Raw genomic sequence first — 18,624 nt, 5'->3', positions numbered from 1 at the left:
ACTTCACTTCGACTGTTTAATCGGACACTTTATCTATTTTTTTCTGGGCTTCATGCGAATGCGATTTCTTCATATCCAGAGGTTTTTGATCTTCGCTGGATTCAGGTTCATGGTTCAAGGTAATGCAAAATGGAAAATGGTCGGAACCGAAATACGGTAGAAGCCCAATTGAAGTCACCGTGAAATCGTTTGTGTGAAAGCAATGGTCAAGAGGCCAGCGAAAAAACCTGTATTTGGCGTTGTAGGTGTTGAACATTCCACGTCCAATGCGGGGATCAAGCAGACCACTGACTTTTTGAAATAACGTGGTGGTTTCCGACCAGGCCACGTCATTTAAATCGCCGGTCACAATGGCCGAACACTCCTTTTTCATAACCGATTTTCCCACGATCAAAAGCTCCGCATCCCGTTTTTTAGAGTCTTTCTTTTCTGTAGGGCTGGGGGGTGCAGGGTGTAAACAATTCAGATGGATGGGATGCCCTGAACGTAGTTCAACCTTGGCCTGCATCGAAGGAATTTCATCATCAACCAGATATTCAACTTGTGGGTCGGTTAAAGGAAGTTTTGAATACAGGCACATCCCGTAAAGATTGTCCTGGGGACATTTCAAGTTGAATCGGTATTCGCTTTCAAGTTGGCTCAATTGGTTTCCCCACCAGCTATCGGTTTCCAGGGCAAGAACAATATCGGGGTTCTCTTGACTAATAATGGAAAGAAGCCCCGCAGAATTACGGTTGGATTGCAGAACGTTGGCGACTACCAGGCGGATGGTGTTGTCGGAAATGTTTTTTTTTGAATCGAGAACCTGCTTGTTTGCAAAGATTGTATAAGGAAAAATGGTGTAGACATGAAATGAAACGCAAGCCAACACCAGAATCATCAGGGCAGCGTCCAGAGAGCTCTCAAGAAAAAAAGTTGTATAGGTCAAAAACAGACAGGTACCCAGAAAAACGATCTGAACTCGGGGGAAATCAAATGCGCGAACAGTCCAGTGCGACTTTTTGGAGAGAGGAGTCAGGGCCAGCAAAATAAAAAGTCCCGACAGAATGGCAAAAAGCAGCTTTAGTGGTGTCATGGGGATAGCGTCTGGTAGAATAAATTGATCAAACGCATTTTTTACCTATGGTTGTTTTTTGAAGTGGGCATTATAACTGCTTCTTGAAGGACTCCAATAAACCATCCTGTTTTTCTTTTTGGTGTGCAGGTGTTCAGGTAAACAAATCCTATGAAAACTCCTTTTAAAAAAGGTTTTACAATCAAAACAGGTTATCTTTTTGCTGCGTCCATCCTGTTGTTTGCTTTGGGTGGTTCAGGTGCTTACGCAATGGCAGAGGACAATCCGCCGTCAAAGATGAAACTTGAAGGGGTCGAATGGATGCTGGCATCTTCAGGAGTCAGGACGTACGCATTTATTGATGTCTACCAGTGCGCGCTTTATTTGAAGGAACCTGGGAAAGTCCGGAAAACGATTCTGGAGCAAAAGCAACCCGTGACGATCCGGATCAAGATTTTAACTTCCGAACTTCCGGGGCAGGTTCCCGATGCCTGGAAAGAAACTATCAAACCCGAAGTGTCGGATAAAGTCTATAGGCGATTCAAAAAAAATTTCAAAAAACTTGAAGAAGGAGATGAGCTTCTATTTTCCTATACGCCTGGCCAGGCGACCCTTCTTTATCTGAACCGGGAGAAAGTGTTTTCTGATCCGGGGGCGGGGTTGATGTATTCTCTGCTGGATCAATGGGTCGGGGAAGAGCCGATATCAGATGATTTAAAAACAGCGCTTGTTCATGAGTGAATAATTAAAATTTTGACAGCCTTTTATTCAGTAGGGCCCTGTTGATAATTTATTTCATAAACTATGCTTTAAATTGCTATTTCTAAACGGTCCTGGTTACACCAATATTCATCAATCTTGCCAAAGTCAGAGTACTTTGAACGATTGAAGCCGTCTTCTATATCGTTAAACCACAACTTCATAACCCATAAATTTTTTTAAATGGTAATTTTAGGGTGGCTATTTATTCCCTCTCCTTGAAAGGGGAGGGTATGGGAGGGGGCATAAATACAACTTTGCCGGTATCCCCTCTTTTTTTATTCAAGAACGCGAATAGCAGTTCTTGAAGGGGAAAGTATTGCGAGTAAACCGGGGCCTCTTCTGGAGTTATTCAAATGTCTCCATTTGAAGTGGGTTGCCAGTTCACAGTATTTGTCCGAAAAGCTTGTTGTTTAATATTGATTAAAAGGAAATCGTAAAAGTTGTTCCAATAACATTTGCTTCGTATAAAGTTTTCGCTTGAAGGGTCCAGTACATATAGTACAAACCCATTTTCACACCGGGGAAAATTTCCTTTATTATTCCTGCCTTTGCCCGGTTTTGATTGTAATCGTCCACATTGGTGTCATAGAAAAACTCGTTGGAGATGTAGACATCGAAAGCCATTTGATTGAGTTTAAAATCTTTTTTTATGGTGATCCGTTCTCTAAGGCGGAGGCTGTCATTTCCATCAATGCTACGGAACTCGAGTCTGTTTCGTAGCGCGAATTGGAATCCGAACAAATCAGCTTTGAGATGGGGAATTATTTCGAATCGATTTTCCTCAGTCCAGGCGGTGAATAACTTGAGCTTCTGGTAGCGGTAATTAAACTCGAGATCGAAATATTTGGATTCATGAAAGGTGAGGCCGGAGGTGAAGTTGTAGAGGCCCAACCGGCTCACATCCCCCAGGAACCATTCTTCACTTTTGAAATGGACACTCAGGTTTTCATCGATTTTATGCTTTAAAACAAATTCATTCCAATAGCCGAAGTCCTCTGCTTGTGCCCGATCGCCCAGGCTGAAGAGTAAGGGGCCAGCCAGAATCAAAGCTATAAAAAGTTGACGTGCAGAAAATTTAATTCCTGGAATCATTTAGAATCAGGGGATGCAAAATGTTTATTGGAGAAAAACGAAATTAAATTGACTATATCTTTTTATCATACTCCCCTGTTGTGGCCTAGATTAGTGATCCTCTCAAAACTCATTACCACTTGCTGGTGTTAAAATCTGTTTCAGGAACTTTAGGGGATTTGTACTGCTCAAGGGGATGATGTGGAATCCCTCTTCTCCCGGAGACTTCGTGAATCTGGATGCTACCAGGAGATATTTTTATCGCTTGCTGTATATATGGGGAACCCGCGTTTTCCAGTGAACTTTTTTTTGTCAAAAAAATCTTGTTCCAGACTATAAAGTCTCCAGCAATCTGTTTTATATCCATTCAATTTTTTATTCCAGCAAGGAGGAGAGTTTGATCCGGCGGTGTTCCAAAAGCTCATCTTGTATTTCGTTCCCTTCCGCGGAACATAAAATAACCCCAAGCTTCCCCGGCCACGCGTATGGTGCATTAAGAAAACGGCATAATCTGACCTGATATTTAATAAGCCAAGCAATTTTACCGAATAGGGCCAATGTGTTCCTGTTTTATCATCAGATAGATAAAATGAACTCACAGACTTTAACCTTTCACACCAATCAAAATCACCTGATTTACTCGCTAGTTGGCATAAATTAGGGATATTAGCCATATCGAAGGGTTTTCTGGATTTTGCATTTGGTAACCCCGCAATAATTTTATTTCTGAGATCTGTTTTTTTTTCAAAATTGTAAGATACATCGGTTGAAACTGGAAAACTGGAATTGAATTCAGGGAAAATGAATGAGTTTTCAAGTAGCTTTTCTAATACTTCGGTATCCTTTACTGTGATTACTCCATTACGAATTAAACTGATGATGGGAAAAAATTCTTTCCTCAAGAATGTATCGTGATGTCCCCCGAATCTGTGGTCATCAATGTGAATTGCCATCCCGAACGCTGTGATAATAGAAATTATATCTTTTCTTTGGGCTTCTGCTGCAAGCCAAAACAAAGTTGTATAAGCGTCGTTTTTTAAATAGATACGGTTGTTAATGTTTATATGTTTTGAAATTTCCCTTAGGAATTTGGATAGATCAGTTATTATTACTTTCTTAAAGAAACCTACTCCAGAAAGGTTGTTTGTATTACCAAGGGCGAATCCCTGAATGATAGTTTCAGCAGAGACTCCTTTTTTTAAAGCTTTAAGAAGTTCTTTGGCTTTTCCTTGTCGTACTATTGAATCGAGTGGGAGATCATTAATATAGCAATTTAGTCTAAGGCTGACAGCTCCTGCTCCTTCGGCCTCAAAAATGGCAGGACTGCAATCGCCCCTGGTTTTAATTTCTTGTGCAAGGATAGGAGTGGTAAACAAAACAATAAATATTATTACTCTAATCAACGTCAACATTTCCCTTGTTCCCATATATGACAGGACTATTATCTCCAGAAGTTTGGATGCTGGGGGATGTTTTTTCTTCCGATAGAATTTGATTTACCCCAAATCCTACTGCAACTAAAACAGAAATGATTCCTGCAATTGCTGCGATTGCGTTCCAATTAATTTTTTTCTTTTGGGACATATTTTATTATCTGAATATTAAAAGGTTTTTAGCAAGATATTTGTTCTTACAATGTTGTGGAAAAGACTTTTTACACTTCAGATAAATTCATTTGGCTGGTTTTTTTTTCGATACCGGCTAAAAAATAATATTTTACAATTTTTACTCTCCATCAATGATATCGGGTTCTACTTTCCAGACTCTCCATCTGTGTGAGCTGTCTTTTATGGAAATGAGGAGGCGTTTCAGGAACTTTTCGTCTGGTTCGCCATGTTCCATGATCAATCCGCAGGCCGGATCTCTCCCGGTAACCTGGGCATGGTACAGGGCCAACCCGATACACTGGGCCCACTCGTCGGCATATCCGAATTCGACGGCATAATCTTCCAATAGGCAGTCTACGCGGCTTCCTTCTGGTAATGGGTATCCCGCCACTCCGTTTTTGTCCCGGCACCATTCAATTTGGTAATGGGACTTTTTGTAAAGTCGAACGGCTGAATTGGCTGCTGCAGTTGATGGGAACAGGCTGACGATAGCAAAAACCAGAATAAGCTTTCTCATGGAGAATCCTATTGGGTTCAGTTTTTTAGATAGGTTCAGGCTAATTAATGGAGGCGAACAAGTCAAGGAACCCGGTTCTCTGTCTGGCCTTTGGTTTTTGGGGTGAGAAAGACCAGGGAAATGCGTTTATATGGTTTCGTCAGGGCAAGGGCGATAAGTTGGAATACCTATAATTTGTTTAAATTTAATATTTTTTCTTTAAAAGTAAAGTTAAATTTTATATAATTGGATATCCTTGTTTTTACAGCCGTTAGAGGCGCAATTCTTACTTTTTGCTGAATTAAATCATGTTGCGAAATCTGTTTTCGTTGAAACTGATTGCCGTTGTGGTCGGGGTGTTTTGCATCCTGGTGCTTTCAGGTTGTGAAAAAACCGATCCCACGACGAACACCCTTGGCGGTGTCATCGACCGTAAATAACCCCTCCGCTTAATTCTTCAAATCAATTTTCTTAAGGTACATCAGCTCCATAGAGTTGAGCTTGAATCCCTTGACGTGAGGTTTCACCAGCATATTTTTGGTTGTCACGAAGAATGAAATTATGGGCACGTCCTCTTCAACCAACAGCTTTTGCGCTGCATCGTAAAGTTTTTTCCGTTTTGCCGGATCCTGCTCTGCCGCCGCCTCGGCGATTAACCGGTCGTATTTCGGGTTGGCCCAGTGGCTATGGTTGTTGCCACTGGTGGACGTGAACAGGTTCATGAAGTTGTCCGGGTCAGGAAAGTCTGCCCCCCAGCCAAGCCGATAGACGGGAGGCGTGTCCACCTGCAATCTTTTTAAAAACACTTTCCATTCCATTTCCTCAAGACTGACCGACACATTGAGGTGTTTCTGCCATTGGGCCTGGATGAACTGTGCGATGAGTTGATTGGTCGGGTCTGAATTGTAGTGGATTGAAAAAGTCGGAAAGTTTTTCCCGTCAGGGTATCCGGCTGTGCTCATCAGCCGGCGAGCCTTCTCCGGATTAAACTTTGGGCCAATATCCGGATTGTAGGCGAACATTCCCTTGGGTATCCAGGATGAGGTCGGCACCTCTTCTCCTTTAAGGATGACCGGAAACTGTGACCGGTCGATGGCGTGCCCGAAAGCCCGACGCACACTGGCTTTGTCGAACGGCGGACTTTGCACGTTGAAACCATAATAATAACCACGCAGCATGGGTTGTTTCACAAACTCCGGATGGTCGCGAAATTGCGGAATGGCAAGCGGTGGCAATGATGTCATGTCCAGTTCCCCGGTCTCGTAGAGGGTCAGTTCGGTTGTTGCATCCCGTACCAGAAAAACCCGGATTTTGTCGAGTGCGGGTTGTCCTTCAAAATAATTGGGGTTTGATTCAAGCAGGAGTTTGTATTCGTGGTGCCATTGTTTTAAAAGAAAGGGGCCGTTTGTGACGATATTTTCTGGATCGGTCCATCGGTCACCGTGCTGTTCAATGACATCCTGCCGAAGTGGGGCGGTGACCATGAACGTGGTGATGCTGGGGAAGTAAACAACCGGACGTTTCAACCGTACTTCCAGCAACCGGTCGTTCACCGCTCGAATGCCAACCTGCTCGGGGTCGCGTAAAGTGCCGGAATTGTATTCGGCGGCGTTTTCGATATCGAACAGAAAATAGGCGTACTCGGCAGCCGTGGCAGGGTTGAGCAGGCGTTTCCAGGAATATTCGAAATCGTGAGCGGTCACCGGTTTTCCATCAGACCAAACCGCATCCTTTCTCAGATAAAACCGTATGATCCTGCCATCGTCAGAAAATTCCCAGCGCTCCGCCACGGCTGGAATGGGGCGAAGTTCATCGTCGTATTGAGTAAGCCCTTCCATTAGATTAGTCAACAGGTCGAAAGAAACGTTATCCGTAGCCAGCGAAGGGTCCAGCGTGGGCGGCTCACTGCGCAAGGCAATCCGTAGCACTTTCTCGTCTGGATTTTCCGATTCAGGCACCCTGGAGCAGGCCTGCAGCAGGGAAATCGTCAGAAAAATCAAGGCAATGGCGTTCAGAATGGAGGTTGAAACAGGGGGCTTTCTCATTCCGTTATATTAGCATTCCCCGAGTGCTGTTCAATCGGGGATTCTGCTTTACATTTCAGCCTGACCCGATACAATTAGCCTCTTGTGCCGAGATGGTCGGAAAACGAGTCGCCCTTGTTTCATAAGGGGATGTGCTTGTAAAATTCGGCTGCCCGGATAAAAATATTGAATCCATTAAGACGCTCAGGGGTTGCCCCCAAACTTTTATGCCAAAACAGACCGATGACCTGAACTGGATCCGTCGATGGATCAAGAAGGGTCTCAGCAAAGACAAAAAGACACTCGATTTTTCCAATCGCCGTATCACTCTCGAGGTGGCTATAGACCTCGCCGAGAATCTCGCCGTACCGGGTGTTGAATACCTTCATCTTAACAATTGCTGGCTGAAGGACTCCCATCTGGAAGAGATGGCGGATTCGGATATGTTTCAGGAGCTTAAGGAATTGTGGCTCCACGACAACCGTTTGCACAGCGAAGGCATGGAGTATCTGGCGGATTCATCGAAACTGGGCAAGTTGAAAAAACTGGTGTTGTGGAGCAATAAGGTGGGGCCGGAGGGGGCCGAATTTCTTGCAGGCGCGGAAGGGTTGGAAAACCTCGAGTCGCTTGACCTTTCCTTCAACTCTATCGGAGATGCAGGTGCAATGGCTCTTGCTGAATCCGATGTATTCGATAATCTCAAGATACTTCATCTGGATGCTAACGGAATTGGAGCAGAAGGTTTGCTCGCATTGGCGGAAACCAAACGACTCCGCAACCTAAAAGAATTGCACGTGACCTACAACCGGTTTGAACCGGATGTTTACGATCGCATGTTTGCTGCGCGCAAGATAAAAAACCTGCGCGTGTTTAAATCCGACGCTGCGCCGCCGGAAGATAAGGAACCGCATGGAACACGATACCCCAGACGCCCGTCTCGTCCGCCGCCTGCGTGATGCTGTAGCTGAAAAGGACGCGACGCTTGATTTGAGATACGAGCGGATGGGAGATGCAGGTGTTGTGCTCCTGACCCGCTTTTGTGATTTGTCGCACGTGCGCCTGCTCAACCTGGGCTGGAACGGTATTACCGATATCGGGGCGCGTGCGCTGGCCGAATGCCCGTCACTTTCCGGCCTCACTCATCTTCAAATCGATACCAACCAGATAGGCAACGAGGGCGCGCAAGTAATAGCGCAATCGGAAAACCTGGGTGCCTTGCAGCTCATCAACCTGACCAATAACCGGGTAGGGGATGCCGGTGCGCTTGAATTGATCAAGTCCTCAAACCTGACCAGTCTGGCATATCTTGAGCTCGAGTTGAACCGGCTGGGTTTCAAAAGGCTTACAAAATTTCCAGACGGTCCTGCCAACCCCAATCTGCGCTGGCTCAACCTGCGTCGCAATAAAATACGTAATGAAAGTTTGAGCGACTGGGTGCAGACCGGAGCGTTCATTCCTCTGGAACACCTCAACCTGGGCTGGAACTATATTGAAGATGCCGGGGTGCAGGCGCTGGCGGCATCGCCCTTCAAACGACTCAATCACTTGTTGCTCGATCGCAACTGGATTGGCGACGCTGGAGCAAAAGCGCTCGCGGCCTCAAAAAACCTCACAAACATTCGTCACCTTTATATGTATGATAACCAGTACAACGGTGAAGGCGAACGTCTGTTGATGGATCTGCGCATCCGCCAACTTGTGAAAACGCATCTAAAGGATGGTCATTTAAATTTAAATGGACAGAAGCTGGAGAATGGCGGATTACGTGCATTGGCCAGATCGGAAGCCTTGCAAGGTGTGAAGTCACTTTCCCTGCGCAATAATTTTTTTGATCATACCGGGCTTGCAGAAATCGCAGCCTCGCCTCACCTGAAAAATCTGGAAGCCCTCAACCTGATGGACAATGCATTTAAGGACAAAGGTATGGTGGCATTGTGCGAAGCGCCCACCTTCCCAGGGCTTAAGTCCCTCAATGTCGAGGGCTGCGGGATAAAAATCTCAGGGTTGAAAGCGCTGGCGTTATCCTCTTTGAAAAACCTGGAAACCCTCAATATCAGTGGAAACGATCTCGGTGATGAAGCTGGTAAGGTCCTTGCAAACTGCGAAACCTTTTCGGGATTAAAAACACTTCTGATGTGGAGCACCTGGACCCAGGATCTGGGTTTTAAAGCCCTGTCATCGTCCAGGCAGCTTGGTAAACTTGAGGAGTTGCGTCTTTCAAAAAATAATATTGGTGTGCTTGGCTACCAGGCGTTCAGCGAGGCAGAAGGCTTACCTGCTTTGAAGGTGCTGGATTTGAGACGCAATCGCCACAGCGCCAATTCCTATATCCTGTTTCAGGAATCCCCTCGTTTCACCCGCCTCAAAGAACTCCAGGCTTAAACCTTCTGCGTAAGTTTTCCAAAAATATAAAACGGCTTATTGCCCGGACTGGTTTTTGGCATGCATGAATTAGCCGGTTTGGGATTTATGGATGTCCACAGTGGTGAAACCAATTCCGGGGGAGCAGTTGCTGCAATCATAATCTGCTTTCAGGGTATGAGTGCCAGGTTGTTGGACCCGGAAGAAAAATCCACGGTGTTTCGATTTGACTGTGTCAGCCCGGGCAATGATCTCTTTTCCATCGGGACCGGTAACGGTGTACATCAAATCCTGAGGGGTTTTTGTTTTCAGCGCAATGGCGATACGTTCGCCTGTTGTGGAGGCTTCAAAGCTCACCGTTTTTCCAAGTTGCAGGGAGCCATAGTGAATCTGATTGCGTTGGGCAAATTCAGTGTTGTTGTAGGCTGCAATGGCGAATACCACTACACATCCAATGATGAATCGCACCCGTTTGGATTTGATGGACCCCATCACCGTTTTCACCCTACCTTTGAAAAAGAGAGCCGCGCTACAACTTCAGGACTAAAGGAAACTGTGGGGAAATTCAAACGATCTACTGAAATTTAATGGTGAGTCCGTATTTCGTCTGCGGCTGATTTAGCGAGGATTTTTTGGACTGTATTCATTTCGCTGAGAAAATCGTCGAATCTTTTTTTATGAGCTTTGCTCTTCTGGATTTCCTTCAGATACTCCTGAAGCCCTTCCCAGTTTTCGTGCTCCTCGACCTTTTTCTTCAGGCTGGCAGCAAGCACCTCCTGCTTGTGGAAAACGGGATCTGATTTTTCCAGTTTTTCAGAAAACTCGGGAAACCATTCCAGGGTTACGAATGCTGGCAGTCCCTTGTCACGCTCGATTGTGTCTGCACGGTGTTTTTTAAGATATAAAAACTTCAGCGTGTCGAGTTTCATCTCCGCCAGTCTCCATTGATAACTGAGGTCGGCGATGCCTTTAAATTTTTTCCGCTCTTTCAGGACCAGGTCGCGCAGTTGGCGCGTCCAGTCTGTTTGCAGCTGAATGAAAGCATCCCAGGCCTTATCTCCAGTTTTAGCAATGGTCTGATCTCCTGCATGAGCCGGAAGGGCTGACAGGAAAAGGACCAGAAGGGCTAAGGGCAGGAATTTAATGCGATGCATAGCGATCTCCGAAAGGTTTCTTTTTTCTGTTTCAAATTCGTAGTTCCCAGTTTACCGCAGGCAAAAAAAATGTCCACAGGGCGGGAGGCCCTGTGGACGATTATGAAAAACTTTTAATTTGTTACTGGATCGCGAGGAAGTTACAGGCCTGGTAGCACGCGTTGCAGTTGATGCAAAGATCCATGTCAATATGGGCCGCAACTTTCTTGGTGCCTCCGGTGATAGCACCTGTGGGACAAGGTTTGATACAAGCCCCGCAGGCAACACAGTCCTCTTCTTTGACCACGTATCGGTAGAGTCCGGTGCATTTCGCAGCATCGCAGATTTGATCGACGATGTGCCGCTCAAATTCTTCCCGGAAGTAGCGAATACCGGTGAGGACCATGTTGGGTGCTGTTTCTCCCAGCCCGCACAGGGAAGTCACTTTGATTTCGTGGCACATGGCTTCCAGTTTATCGAGATGTTCCAGCTTGCCGCGCCCTTCCGCGATATCGTCGAGGATGTTGCGGATCAGTGTCATTCCGATGCGGCAGGGAGTGCACTTGCCGCAGGTCTCGGATTCGTTGAAACCGATTGAAAAGCGGCACAAGTCAATGACGCAAGCGGATTGATCGTAAGCTGCGAAACTGGCCTGCCCCATCAGGGCTCCCGCTTCCTTTAGACTTTCGTAGTCGGTTTTGACATCCTTGCATTCTTCGGACAGCAGTCCACCGGTAACACCACCGACGTGCATGACTTTCAGTTTTTTCTTTTTGAGGATACCGCCGCAGTAATCGTCGACTATTTCACCGAGCGTGGTGTTCATGTCGAGTTCCATGATGCCGTTGTATTTGATATTCCCGGCAATCGCCCAGCTTTTACAACCCGGAGCGTTTTCCGGACCCATGCTGGTGTACCAGTCGGCACCATTGACGATTATTTTTGGAACGGTGGCCCAGGTCTCGGCGTTGTTCAGGTTGGTTGGGTTGCCCCACAATCCTTTTTCAACCGAGTGCGGTGGCTGTGCTTTTGGGAAAGGCCGCTTGCCTTCAATGGAAGACAATAACGCGGTGGATTCCCCACCGATAAAGGCTTCCATACCCTCGTGAACATAAATGTCGAAATTAAAGCCGGTGCCCATGATGTTTTCACCGAGCCAGCCTTTTTCCCTGAGGTCGGCCAGAGCCTTGTTCAGTCTGTGGACAGCGATAGAGTAATCGGACCGGGTATAGATGATCCCATCGGTTCCGCCAATGGCAAAAGCGCCGATCATCATGCCTTCGATAACCTGATGCGGGCACCCTTCCATGATGGAGCGGTCCATGTAGGATGCAGGATTGCCTTCGTCACCATTTACAACGATGAATTTTCTTTCAGACTCCTGATTCGCGCATTTTTCCCATTTCTGTCCTGTATAGAATCCTCCGCCGCCCTTACCGCGAAGACCCGATTTCTTGACCTCTTCGATCACTTCCCTGGGCTGCATGGTGGTGAGAACTTTTCGTAACGCTTCATAGCCCCCGACTTCAATGTAATCTTCAATTTTTTCGGGGTCGACATTCCCCCCGTTTGCGAAGGCGGCACGGGTTTGTTTCTTCAAGGTTTCGTAGTAGTCGGCTTTGGCTGCGAGACGGTTGAAAGGTTTGCCGCCGATTATATGGTCCTTCATGATCTGGGCGACACTTTCAGGTTTGACCCGTTCGTAAGTCACCCGGTCCTGACCCGGGACGTAGACATCGACCAGGACGTCTTTACTGCAATATCCGCGACAGCCAACCTGGCCTAGAGAACATCCACCTCGTTCCTGCAACTCTGCAGTGGCAGCGTTTTCTTCAATCTGCTTTTCAAATTCCTTGTACACCTCCATGCCTCCCTCGGCCAGGCCGGAAAGGCTCAGGCAAACAGTGACCTTAATGGTGCCTTTTTGTTCTTCCGTTTGCGCAGATTGTTCTTCAACCGCTTCCATGTTTCCTCCGCTTATAATGAAAACTTCCCCTGGTAACGGGGTAGCTGTCTAATATTCTCTTTATCCGGAAAAAAGTCCGGAAAGCCTTATTTCACACTCTTTTGAGAAGAAAATCAAAGGTATTTTGGGGAATTTTAGGAGGTTCCGGAGATTTTGTCAATTGAGGGAATTATCTGGGGGCATTTTACTTCCTTTTCTTTAATTTGTGTTCGTTTTACGGCCGGAGTCAATCCCCAAAAGCAGCCAGTATATGGCGCATGAAATGTTCCGGGACTTTGAATTTTTCCGGCATTTTTATTGTTTCGGGAGTGTATCCGGGTGGGGTATGGGGGGTGAAGGGCACACATTTAATACAATATAAAAACAGGACTTATAGGATTTTTTCAGGATGTGGCGGATTCTCCTTCACCCGTAGGAAATTCTACAGAAAATGTGCTGCCTTTTCCAAACTTACTGGTCACCTGAATGGTCCCCCCGAGCATATTAGTCAGGCATTTGGTTGTGGGTAACCCAAGCCCCGCAGCTTCTCTATTCAATTCGGTTTCATCAAAATTTTGGCCAGGTGCATCGAAAATAGTAGGAATTCTGTTTTTCTGAATACCAATTTCAGTATCTTCAATTTCTATTTTAGTTCAACCCAAATCCTGTCTGCTTACTTTTAAAGCGACCTGGCTGGTTAATTAATACCGGATTTTTCTGGTGGTTTCGGATAACCAATGTATATTGATGGATTGGTTTTAGAGAAGACCGATATTTTCAATTGATGATGCTGATGATGATTTTGATTTAAAAATGAACGGTAAGTAGTCGAAATTTAAGCCCTGATATTTTTATTATCCAGGATATGGTGAACTTAAAGGGGGCTAGCTTTATGCCAAAACAGAACAGGGCAAAAGAAAACCCACACGGACAGGAAAATCAGCCAGAAAATAAATACAGGGTTCTCATATTGACCTTTATGTTGATGGGCGTTGCTGGCTATGCTTTTGGAAAACATCCTGATCTGTTTTTTGGACCCCCCGAGCAGACGTTTAAAAAAGCGCAACTTGATTTGACTCCAGGGGTGGTATCCGCACCTCCTCTGGAAATGGAAGAAGCCATTGCCGCTAATTATCGGTTGAGACCCGACAAGCGTTTCCTTCTGGCGGTAGAAAAACTGGTGCACCTGTTAACAGGAAGTTTGGGGAAAGTTGATGCCAGGTTCCAAAATGGAAACTGGGTCCTTTTGCTTAATGGAGAGGTCGCCGGAACAATTCCGGAAATTCCTGATTTCCCGGACATCCTTAAATTCCTGAGAAACAATGCACAGTTGTTGAGTGACAAGTATTCGACATTTATTAGAAATGGAACGGCCTTGGATTCCGGTTTTAAACTTAAATCCACACAGGCACTGGAAAGTTTCCAGCCTAAAGCTCTGGCGCACCATCTCAGGGAAATCGACTCTCTTGTAAATGAAGGTACCCGACGGCTGGACCTTTTGGTTCCTTCTGCAAAGGCACTTTCAATCCTGGCATTTAATGGCCTCGATACCTTGGAAGTGGCCGATGATGTTCCTGCGCAGGCTCTTGCTGTTCTGGCTGCTGCGCAAGCGCTCTCGGGTGAAACGCTTGTTAAAGAAGAAGCCCGGCTCGCTGAAGAGATGGGCTACACCACCCATGCCCGGAAGCTGGTCCGACAATTAAAAATTTCCGATCCGCTGCGCCAGTACGTTCTTCAGGATACAATTGCGTTAAAGGCCCTGGCGGTAAAGCAAACAAGTGATTGGGAAACGCGTTTTCTTTACCTGTTGCGCCTGGCAAAATCCAGGGATAATTCTACTTGGGAGCAATGGTACGACGAAGGTTTCCCCCAGGAGTTTGAAGATACGCTTGCTCTGTTCAAGACGGGTCTCATTCTCGATAGTTTTTCGGATAACAACTATTACGCGCGCAACGTTCGTCAACTGATTTTTGAAGCGCTAAAACTCGAACTGGAAGGTGCTCCTTCCAGAAGTGCGTTGGGTGAATTTTTTGGGGAAATCCTTTCACTAAGTCAAACAGCCCAGCTTTTTAGCTCCCTCCAGGAAATGTCGGATGAAGCCCTTGAGGTCGATGAATTGGAATCGGATCTTTCGGAGCTGGATGACCTGTATACAGGGCCATTCCTCGATTCCGGAACCTACCAGAGTTTTTTTCGAGGACTCTTTTACTCTTCCTTGTATACCAATGGGCGGCAATACCTGGACCGTTTTTCATCTCTTCAGGATGCGGAGCAGTTTTTACTGGATACAGGGACCTCTGCCACTGACGATTCCGGAGATATTCGACTGGGAGCGAATTTCCATCAGTGGTTTTCCTTTTGGATCCAAACCACAAAACGGACCGTCCAACCCATGCAGGTTCTGCAAATGGTGGAAGGAATGCCTCTATTTCAGGGTGAACCTGTCCATAAGGCTTATGAAGAGGCAAGGCCGTTCATCCCCTATGGCAGCCCGATAAAACTTAGAGTCCTGAAGCGTCTGGTGGCACGGCTGGACACGCGTGTGCCTCACCGGGAGCATATGCGGTGGCTGGCTCTGGAAGATTTGCAGGACCCAGCCATGTCGGAACATTTCGCCCGAAGTATGTACGATTCAGGAACAGGACTTTTCCCATATCAGGAATACTGGTACCTGAAATTTATTGGCGACTCCAAGACCCTGTTAAATAAGCTGCGTTCAGGAAAGGGGTCTGTGAAGTCCCGCGTCTGGATACTGGGATTCCTGGAGGATATAAAAACTTTAAAGGACCGTACCCTGATTCGGGAGTACCGCAAACTGGTTAAAGAGGATCCGGAAAACTGGCTCGTTCGCCAGCCGTTTGTTAAATTTCTGATAAGAAAAAAATATTTTAAAGAAGCACGCAGACATTGTCTGGAGTGGCTCGAAAAAGATGTTGAGGTACCTGGGCTGGAAAAAGTAGCGGCGCACAATTTTGTGGCGGAATCGTTTTTAAAAGAAAAAAAATACCTCAAAGCTTATGAGGAAATATCCAAGGTAGTACGCGGGTATCAGGGGAAATCCCTGCGACTGGCCGGGCAGATAATGGATAAACTGGGGAAACATGGGAAAGCGGAAAGCATTTTCAGGAATGCCATCAAACGCTATCCGGGATCCTTCAAACAAACCCAGAACCTGATCAATTTTCTCTGGAGTCAGAAAAGATATAACGAGGCCTTGCAGCAGATACAAAGTTTCCCGGGTGGATTGTCCATGGAAAACTGGCGGTCTGATCTTGCCCTGGGGTTTTACGAAACATTCAAGGATAGGCCCGATGAAGAAGCGATTGCTGCCTTCGAATCCATGCTAAACGGTGGAATCCCTTCCTCCTACCTTGGATATATTCCAGGAACCCTGCAGAAGGGAAACTTCTCCAGGCTGGCATTTAAACTACAGACCAGATTGAAGGGGAAAAAAAGCCAGCAACTGTTTTTTGAAGTGAAGGCCTACGATTTTCTGAAAGCGTGGAAGGGCAGTCGCGCTGCTTACAAATGGCTCAAATCACGAGACCCTGGCCGGTATGGAATCCATTCCGCGAATATATTTTTTGAGCGGAAAAAATTCCCGATGCTCTGGGATCTGATTCCCCCCAACCCGGAACCTCAGGTGTGGCTCCTGCGCGCTGCAGCCAGCCTCAGTTCCAGGCCAACTGTGGCGCAGCGTCGGCAACTCCAACAATATTTCAGAAAAAATGATCCCTCCTCAACACGCAATCAGATGGGGCGCTACCTGCTGGGGAAAATATCAGAGGAAGATTTGCTTAAACAGGCCAACGACCCGGTTAAGCGGTTGGAATCTGCTTTTTATATTGCCTGGAAGGCCAGAGCCAAAGGTGATTGGTACAAGGCAGCCCGCTGGTTCCGCATTGCGATTGAAACTGGAGAGAGAAGACATTGGGAATATGGCTGGGCCGGGAATCACCTTTCCCGTTGGAAAGAAATAGGATTCGCCTTGTCTTACCTTAAAAAACACCCTGAATTGTTGTAATTGAAGATTCCCCTTGTCCGGCTCTAGGGAATTCATTAAAATTCAGGAATCACTCTGCGTTGGGAAAGCCTTCCCGCGTTTTCCGAAACCTTCCCGGAATGGCCTTTAATGAAAACCCTGATCAAAACTCAAGACCCACTTGCGATACAGACGGACTGTCTGATCCTGTTTTGCACTGAAAAAAAACTATCCGGCCTGCTGAAAACATTCGACCAGCTTTTGGGCGGTGCTGTGACGTCTCAGATTAAATCCGGTCGTTTTGAAGGTAAGAAAAACCAGACCTGCCTTCTCGATTCGCGCGGTGCGTATCCCGCTGAGCACCTGTTGGTTGTTGGCTTGGGCAAGCAGAAAGATGCGAACCTCGAGTCTCTAAGGCAAGCGGCAGGCACGGCCATCAAGCTTGCAGAAAAATCCCGATTCAAAAAACCAGTGGTGTGTTTCCCGGAAAAAGACCTGGGGAAAATAGGCGGCGGAAGGGATACCGATCAAAACACACCATGGCAGGTCATCGCGGAAGCAGTGAACCTGGCACTGTTTCATTTCGATGAATACAAAAGTCAAAATGAGGAGGACGAGAAAGACGCGTCCCCTCGTCTCGACTCGGTCACCCTGTTATGTCCAGCCAAGGCACGGGAACGGGCGATTAAAAAAAATGTAGATCAAGGCCTGAGGTTGGCTGAAGCAGTAACCGTAACGCGTAATCTGCAATGGCAACCGGGCAACACAGCTACTCCGATGTACCTGGCGAGTGAAGCGAAAAAGCTGGCGCGCAGGCACAAGTTTTCCTGCAAGGTTCTGGGCGAAAAGGAAATGAAGAAGCAGGGCATGGGGTCGCTTTTAGGGGTCGCCCAGGGTAGTGAGAACCCTCCAGCGTTAATCGTCATGGAATATTCTGGCGGCAAAAAGAAACAGGCACCGGTTGTTATCGTCGGTAAAGGCATCACCTTCGATACGGGAGGCATCTCGCTCAAACCGGGTGCCGGCATGGATGAAATGAAATACGACATGTCGGGAGGGGCGGTGACCATTGGCGCCATGTGCGCCGCTGCCAGTCTGAAACTTCCTGTCAATCTTGTAGGCATTGTGCCCGCGGCTGAAAACATGCCGAGCGGGCGCGCCATTAAGCCAGGCGATATACTCACCGCTTCCAACGGAAAAACAATTGAAGTGCTCAACACCGATGCTGAAGGTCGACTGGTCCTGGCTGATGCGTTGGTCTACGCCCAGAAATATGAGCCCCGCGCGGTGATCGACCTGGCGACCTTGACCGGGGCCTGCCTGGTCGCTCTTGGACACCAGGCTGCAGCAGTGGTCGGGACCGATCAGAAACTGATCGACAAACTGACGGAAGCTGGAACAGCAATTGGCGAGAGGGTCTGGCAACTGCCGCTTTATGAAGAATTTGAAAAGTCGGTTAAAAGCGATGTGGCGGATCTGAAAAACATCGCCTCACCGGGGGTGGGAGGTGGAACCATTGTCGGTGCGGCGTTCCTCAAAAGCTTTGTCGGTGATTTCCCCTGGGCCCATCTCGATATTGCAGGCACGGCTTGGACAGGGGAAGAAAAACCCTATGTTCCAAAAGGCGGTACCGGATACGGTGTGCGTCTCTTAATCGAAACTCTGCGCTCCCTTTAAAAAATCAACCATCCTGAAGCTATAGAATTATGGGAAATGCGATCATTATTTTTGTTCATGTCATGGGGGCGGCTGTGGCCATCGGGGCCGGAGCGCTTGCACTTTTCGTTCTCCTGCCTCAGGCACGGTTGCGGGAAAAAGACAGCACACCGGATGAAACATCACTGACTTACCTTTTAATGGACCGTCTGGCCCCAACAATGTTCACGGCTATACTTGTTCTGGTGTTCTCTGGTATTTATTACCTCATGGAAAACTACACCGATCAGGTGAATCTGCGTGAGGGGTATTACAATGTCCTCGGTGTAAAACTTATTTTTGTTTTGCCGGCGTTTTTCTTCAGTGCTTATCAAACTTTCATGCTTAAGCCCGATATTTCCAACATTGATCTTCAGCCTGAAAGGCGGAAGCGTATACCAGAAGTTCTCAAAAAAATGGAAACCACCGGCAAGGTTGCGTTTGCGGCTGTTTGTCTGGCCGTTTTTATGGGAATCTACCTGGCGCGGTATTAG

The 18,624-nt window shown here is 46.9% G+C and carries 16 protein-coding genes; 6 read left to right on the top strand and 10 right to left on the bottom strand.

What is annotated here, in order from left to right; all coding sequences use genetic code 11:
• Window positions 1-16 precede the first annotated feature (16 nt).
• The gene (locus G3M70_02530) at window positions 17-1,075 is read right to left on the bottom strand and encodes an endonuclease (GenBank protein QPJ60822.1); all 1,059 of its coding nucleotides are present in this window, start codon (window positions 1,073-1,075) and stop codon (window positions 17-19) included.
• Window positions 1,076-1,225: 150 nt separating this feature from the next.
• Between G3M70_02530 and G3M70_02525 the strand changes: the two genes are divergently transcribed.
• Window positions 1,226-1,795: a hypothetical protein gene (locus G3M70_02525; protein ID QPJ60821.1), complete on the top strand. Its 570-nt coding sequence runs from the start codon at window positions 1,226-1,228 to the stop codon at window positions 1,793-1,795.
• 441 nt (window positions 1,796-2,236) lie between these two features.
• On the opposite strand, the gene G3M70_02520 is transcribed toward G3M70_02525, so the two are convergent.
• The 5 genes from G3M70_02520 to G3M70_02500 all read right to left on the bottom strand — a co-directional run bounded on the left by G3M70_02520 (window position 2,237) and on the right by G3M70_02500 (window position 7,035).
• Entirely contained in the window at window positions 2,237-2,908 is a 672-nt protein-coding gene (locus G3M70_02520; GenBank protein ID QPJ60820.1) for a DUF2490 domain-containing protein, read from the bottom strand.
• A 221-nt stretch (window positions 2,909-3,129) separates the two neighbouring features.
• Complete coding sequence (locus G3M70_02515) at window positions 3,130-4,299, bottom strand: hypothetical protein (GenBank protein ID QPJ60819.1); 1,170 nt, start codon at window positions 4,297-4,299, stop codon at window positions 3,130-3,132.
• Window positions 4,283-4,471 carry a hypothetical protein gene (locus G3M70_02510; protein QPJ60818.1) on the bottom strand — a complete coding sequence of 63 codons (189 nt, stop codon included), beginning with the start codon at window positions 4,469-4,471 and terminating at the stop codon, window positions 4,283-4,285. The genes G3M70_02515 and G3M70_02510 overlap by 17 nt, the downstream gene beginning before the upstream one ends.
• A 141-nt stretch (window positions 4,472-4,612) precedes the next feature.
• Entirely contained in the window at window positions 4,613-5,011 is a 399-nt protein-coding gene (locus tag G3M70_02505; GenBank protein QPJ60817.1) for a hypothetical protein, read from the bottom strand.
• A gap of 428 nt (window positions 5,012-5,439) precedes the next feature.
• Entirely contained in the window at window positions 5,440-7,035 is a 1,596-nt protein-coding gene (locus G3M70_02500) for a peptide ABC transporter substrate-binding protein (protein ID QPJ60816.1), read from the bottom strand.
• Between the two features lie 206 nt (window positions 7,036-7,241).
• On the opposite strand from G3M70_02500, the gene G3M70_02495 reads away from it, so the two are divergent.
• Window positions 7,242-7,970, top strand: a complete 729-nt coding sequence (locus G3M70_02495; GenBank protein QPJ60815.1) for a hypothetical protein — start codon at window positions 7,242-7,244, stop codon at window positions 7,968-7,970.
• The gene (locus tag G3M70_02490; GenBank protein QPJ60814.1) at window positions 7,924-9,396 is read left to right on the top strand and encodes a hypothetical protein; all 1,473 of its coding nucleotides are present in this window, start codon (window positions 7,924-7,926) and stop codon (window positions 9,394-9,396) included. Before G3M70_02495 ends, G3M70_02490 begins: the two co-directional genes overlap by 47 nt.
• 69 nt (window positions 9,397-9,465) lie before the next feature.
• Here G3M70_02490 and G3M70_02485 read toward each other — a convergent pair whose 3' ends face one another.
• From G3M70_02485 to G3M70_02470, 4 genes are all read right to left on the bottom strand, one after another.
• Window positions 9,466-9,867, bottom strand: coding sequence for a hypothetical protein (locus G3M70_02485; protein QPJ60813.1), 402 nt, complete (start codon window positions 9,865-9,867; stop codon window positions 9,466-9,468).
• 92 nt (window positions 9,868-9,959) lie between these two features.
• Window positions 9,960-10,529, bottom strand: a complete 570-nt coding sequence (locus G3M70_02480) for a hypothetical protein (protein QPJ60812.1) — start codon at window positions 10,527-10,529, stop codon at window positions 9,960-9,962.
• Between the two features lie 121 nt (window positions 10,530-10,650).
• On the bottom strand, window positions 10,651-12,474 hold the full coding sequence (locus G3M70_02475) for an NADH:ubiquinone oxidoreductase, subunit F (GenBank protein QPJ60811.1): 1,824 nt from the start codon (window positions 12,472-12,474) through the stop codon (window positions 10,651-10,653).
• A 383-nt stretch (window positions 12,475-12,857) separates the two neighbouring features.
• Window positions 12,858-13,100: a hypothetical protein gene (locus G3M70_02470; GenBank protein QPJ63683.1), complete on the bottom strand. Its 243-nt coding sequence runs from the start codon at window positions 13,098-13,100 to the stop codon at window positions 12,858-12,860.
• A gap of 245 nt (window positions 13,101-13,345) precedes the next feature.
• Between G3M70_02470 and G3M70_02465 the strand changes: the two genes are divergently transcribed.
• From G3M70_02465 to G3M70_02455, 3 genes are all read left to right on the top strand, one after another.
• A complete protein-coding gene (locus tag G3M70_02465) occupies window positions 13,346-16,477 on the top strand; it encodes a hypothetical protein (GenBank protein ID QPJ60810.1) in 3,132 nt (1,043 codons plus the stop codon).
• A gap of 108 nt (window positions 16,478-16,585) precedes the next feature.
• A complete protein-coding gene (locus tag G3M70_02460; protein ID QPJ60809.1) occupies window positions 16,586-18,112 on the top strand; it encodes a leucyl aminopeptidase in 1,527 nt (508 codons plus the stop codon).
• Between the two features lie 29 nt (window positions 18,113-18,141).
• Window positions 18,142-18,624 carry a hypothetical protein gene (locus G3M70_02455; protein ID QPJ60808.1) on the top strand — a complete coding sequence of 161 codons (483 nt, stop codon included), beginning with the start codon at window positions 18,142-18,144 and terminating at the stop codon, window positions 18,622-18,624.

It is taken from the genome of Candidatus Nitronauta litoralis (genome assembly GCA_015698285.1).
Lineage (GTDB): Bacteria > Nitrospinota > Nitrospinia > Nitrospinales > Nitrospinaceae > Nitronauta > Nitronauta litoralis.
The sequence above is the reverse complement of the archived record's forward strand: the minus strand, read 5'-3'. Positions and strand labels throughout refer to the sequence as shown.

Excerpts from the sequence above, each read along its gene's own strand:
- G3M70_02510 (QPJ60818.1), bottom strand. The coding sequence starts at position 4,471 with ATGTCCCAAAAGAAAAAAATTAATTGGAACGCAATCGCAGCAATTGCA.
- G3M70_02525 (QPJ60821.1), top strand. The coding sequence starts at position 1,226 with ATGAAAACTCCTTTTAAAAAAGGTTTTACAATCAAAACAGGTTATCTT.
- G3M70_02520 (QPJ60820.1), bottom strand. The coding sequence starts at position 2,908 with ATGATTCCAGGAATTAAATTTTCTGCACGTCAACTTTTTATAGCTTTG.
- G3M70_02490 (QPJ60814.1), top strand. The coding sequence starts at position 7,924 with ATGGAACACGATACCCCAGACGCCCGTCTCGTCCGCCGCCTGCGTGAT.
- G3M70_02485 (QPJ60813.1), bottom strand. The coding sequence starts at position 9,867 with ATGGGGTCCATCAAATCCAAACGGGTGCGATTCATCATTGGATGTGTA.
- G3M70_02515 (QPJ60819.1), bottom strand. The coding sequence starts at position 4,299 with ATGTTGACGTTGATTAGAGTAATAATATTTATTGTTTTGTTTACCACT.
- G3M70_02500 (QPJ60816.1), bottom strand. The coding sequence starts at position 7,035 with ATGAGAAAGCCCCCTGTTTCAACCTCCATTCTGAACGCCATTGCCTTG.
- G3M70_02460 (QPJ60809.1), top strand. The coding sequence starts at position 16,586 with ATGAAAACCCTGATCAAAACTCAAGACCCACTTGCGATACAGACGGAC.
- G3M70_02495 (QPJ60815.1), top strand. The coding sequence starts at position 7,242 with ATGCCAAAACAGACCGATGACCTGAACTGGATCCGTCGATGGATCAAG.
- G3M70_02465 (QPJ60810.1), top strand. The coding sequence starts at position 13,346 with ATGCCAAAACAGAACAGGGCAAAAGAAAACCCACACGGACAGGAAAAT.
- G3M70_02480 (QPJ60812.1), bottom strand. The coding sequence starts at position 10,529 with ATGCATCGCATTAAATTCCTGCCCTTAGCCCTTCTGGTCCTTTTCCTG.
- G3M70_02505 (QPJ60817.1), bottom strand. The coding sequence starts at position 5,011 with ATGAGAAAGCTTATTCTGGTTTTTGCTATCGTCAGCCTGTTCCCATCA.
- G3M70_02455 (QPJ60808.1), top strand. The coding sequence starts at position 18,142 with ATGGGAAATGCGATCATTATTTTTGTTCATGTCATGGGGGCGGCTGTG.
- G3M70_02530 (QPJ60822.1), bottom strand. The coding sequence starts at position 1,075 with ATGACACCACTAAAGCTGCTTTTTGCCATTCTGTCGGGACTTTTTATT.
- G3M70_02475 (QPJ60811.1), bottom strand. The coding sequence starts at position 12,474 with ATGGAAGCGGTTGAAGAACAATCTGCGCAAACGGAAGAACAAAAAGGC.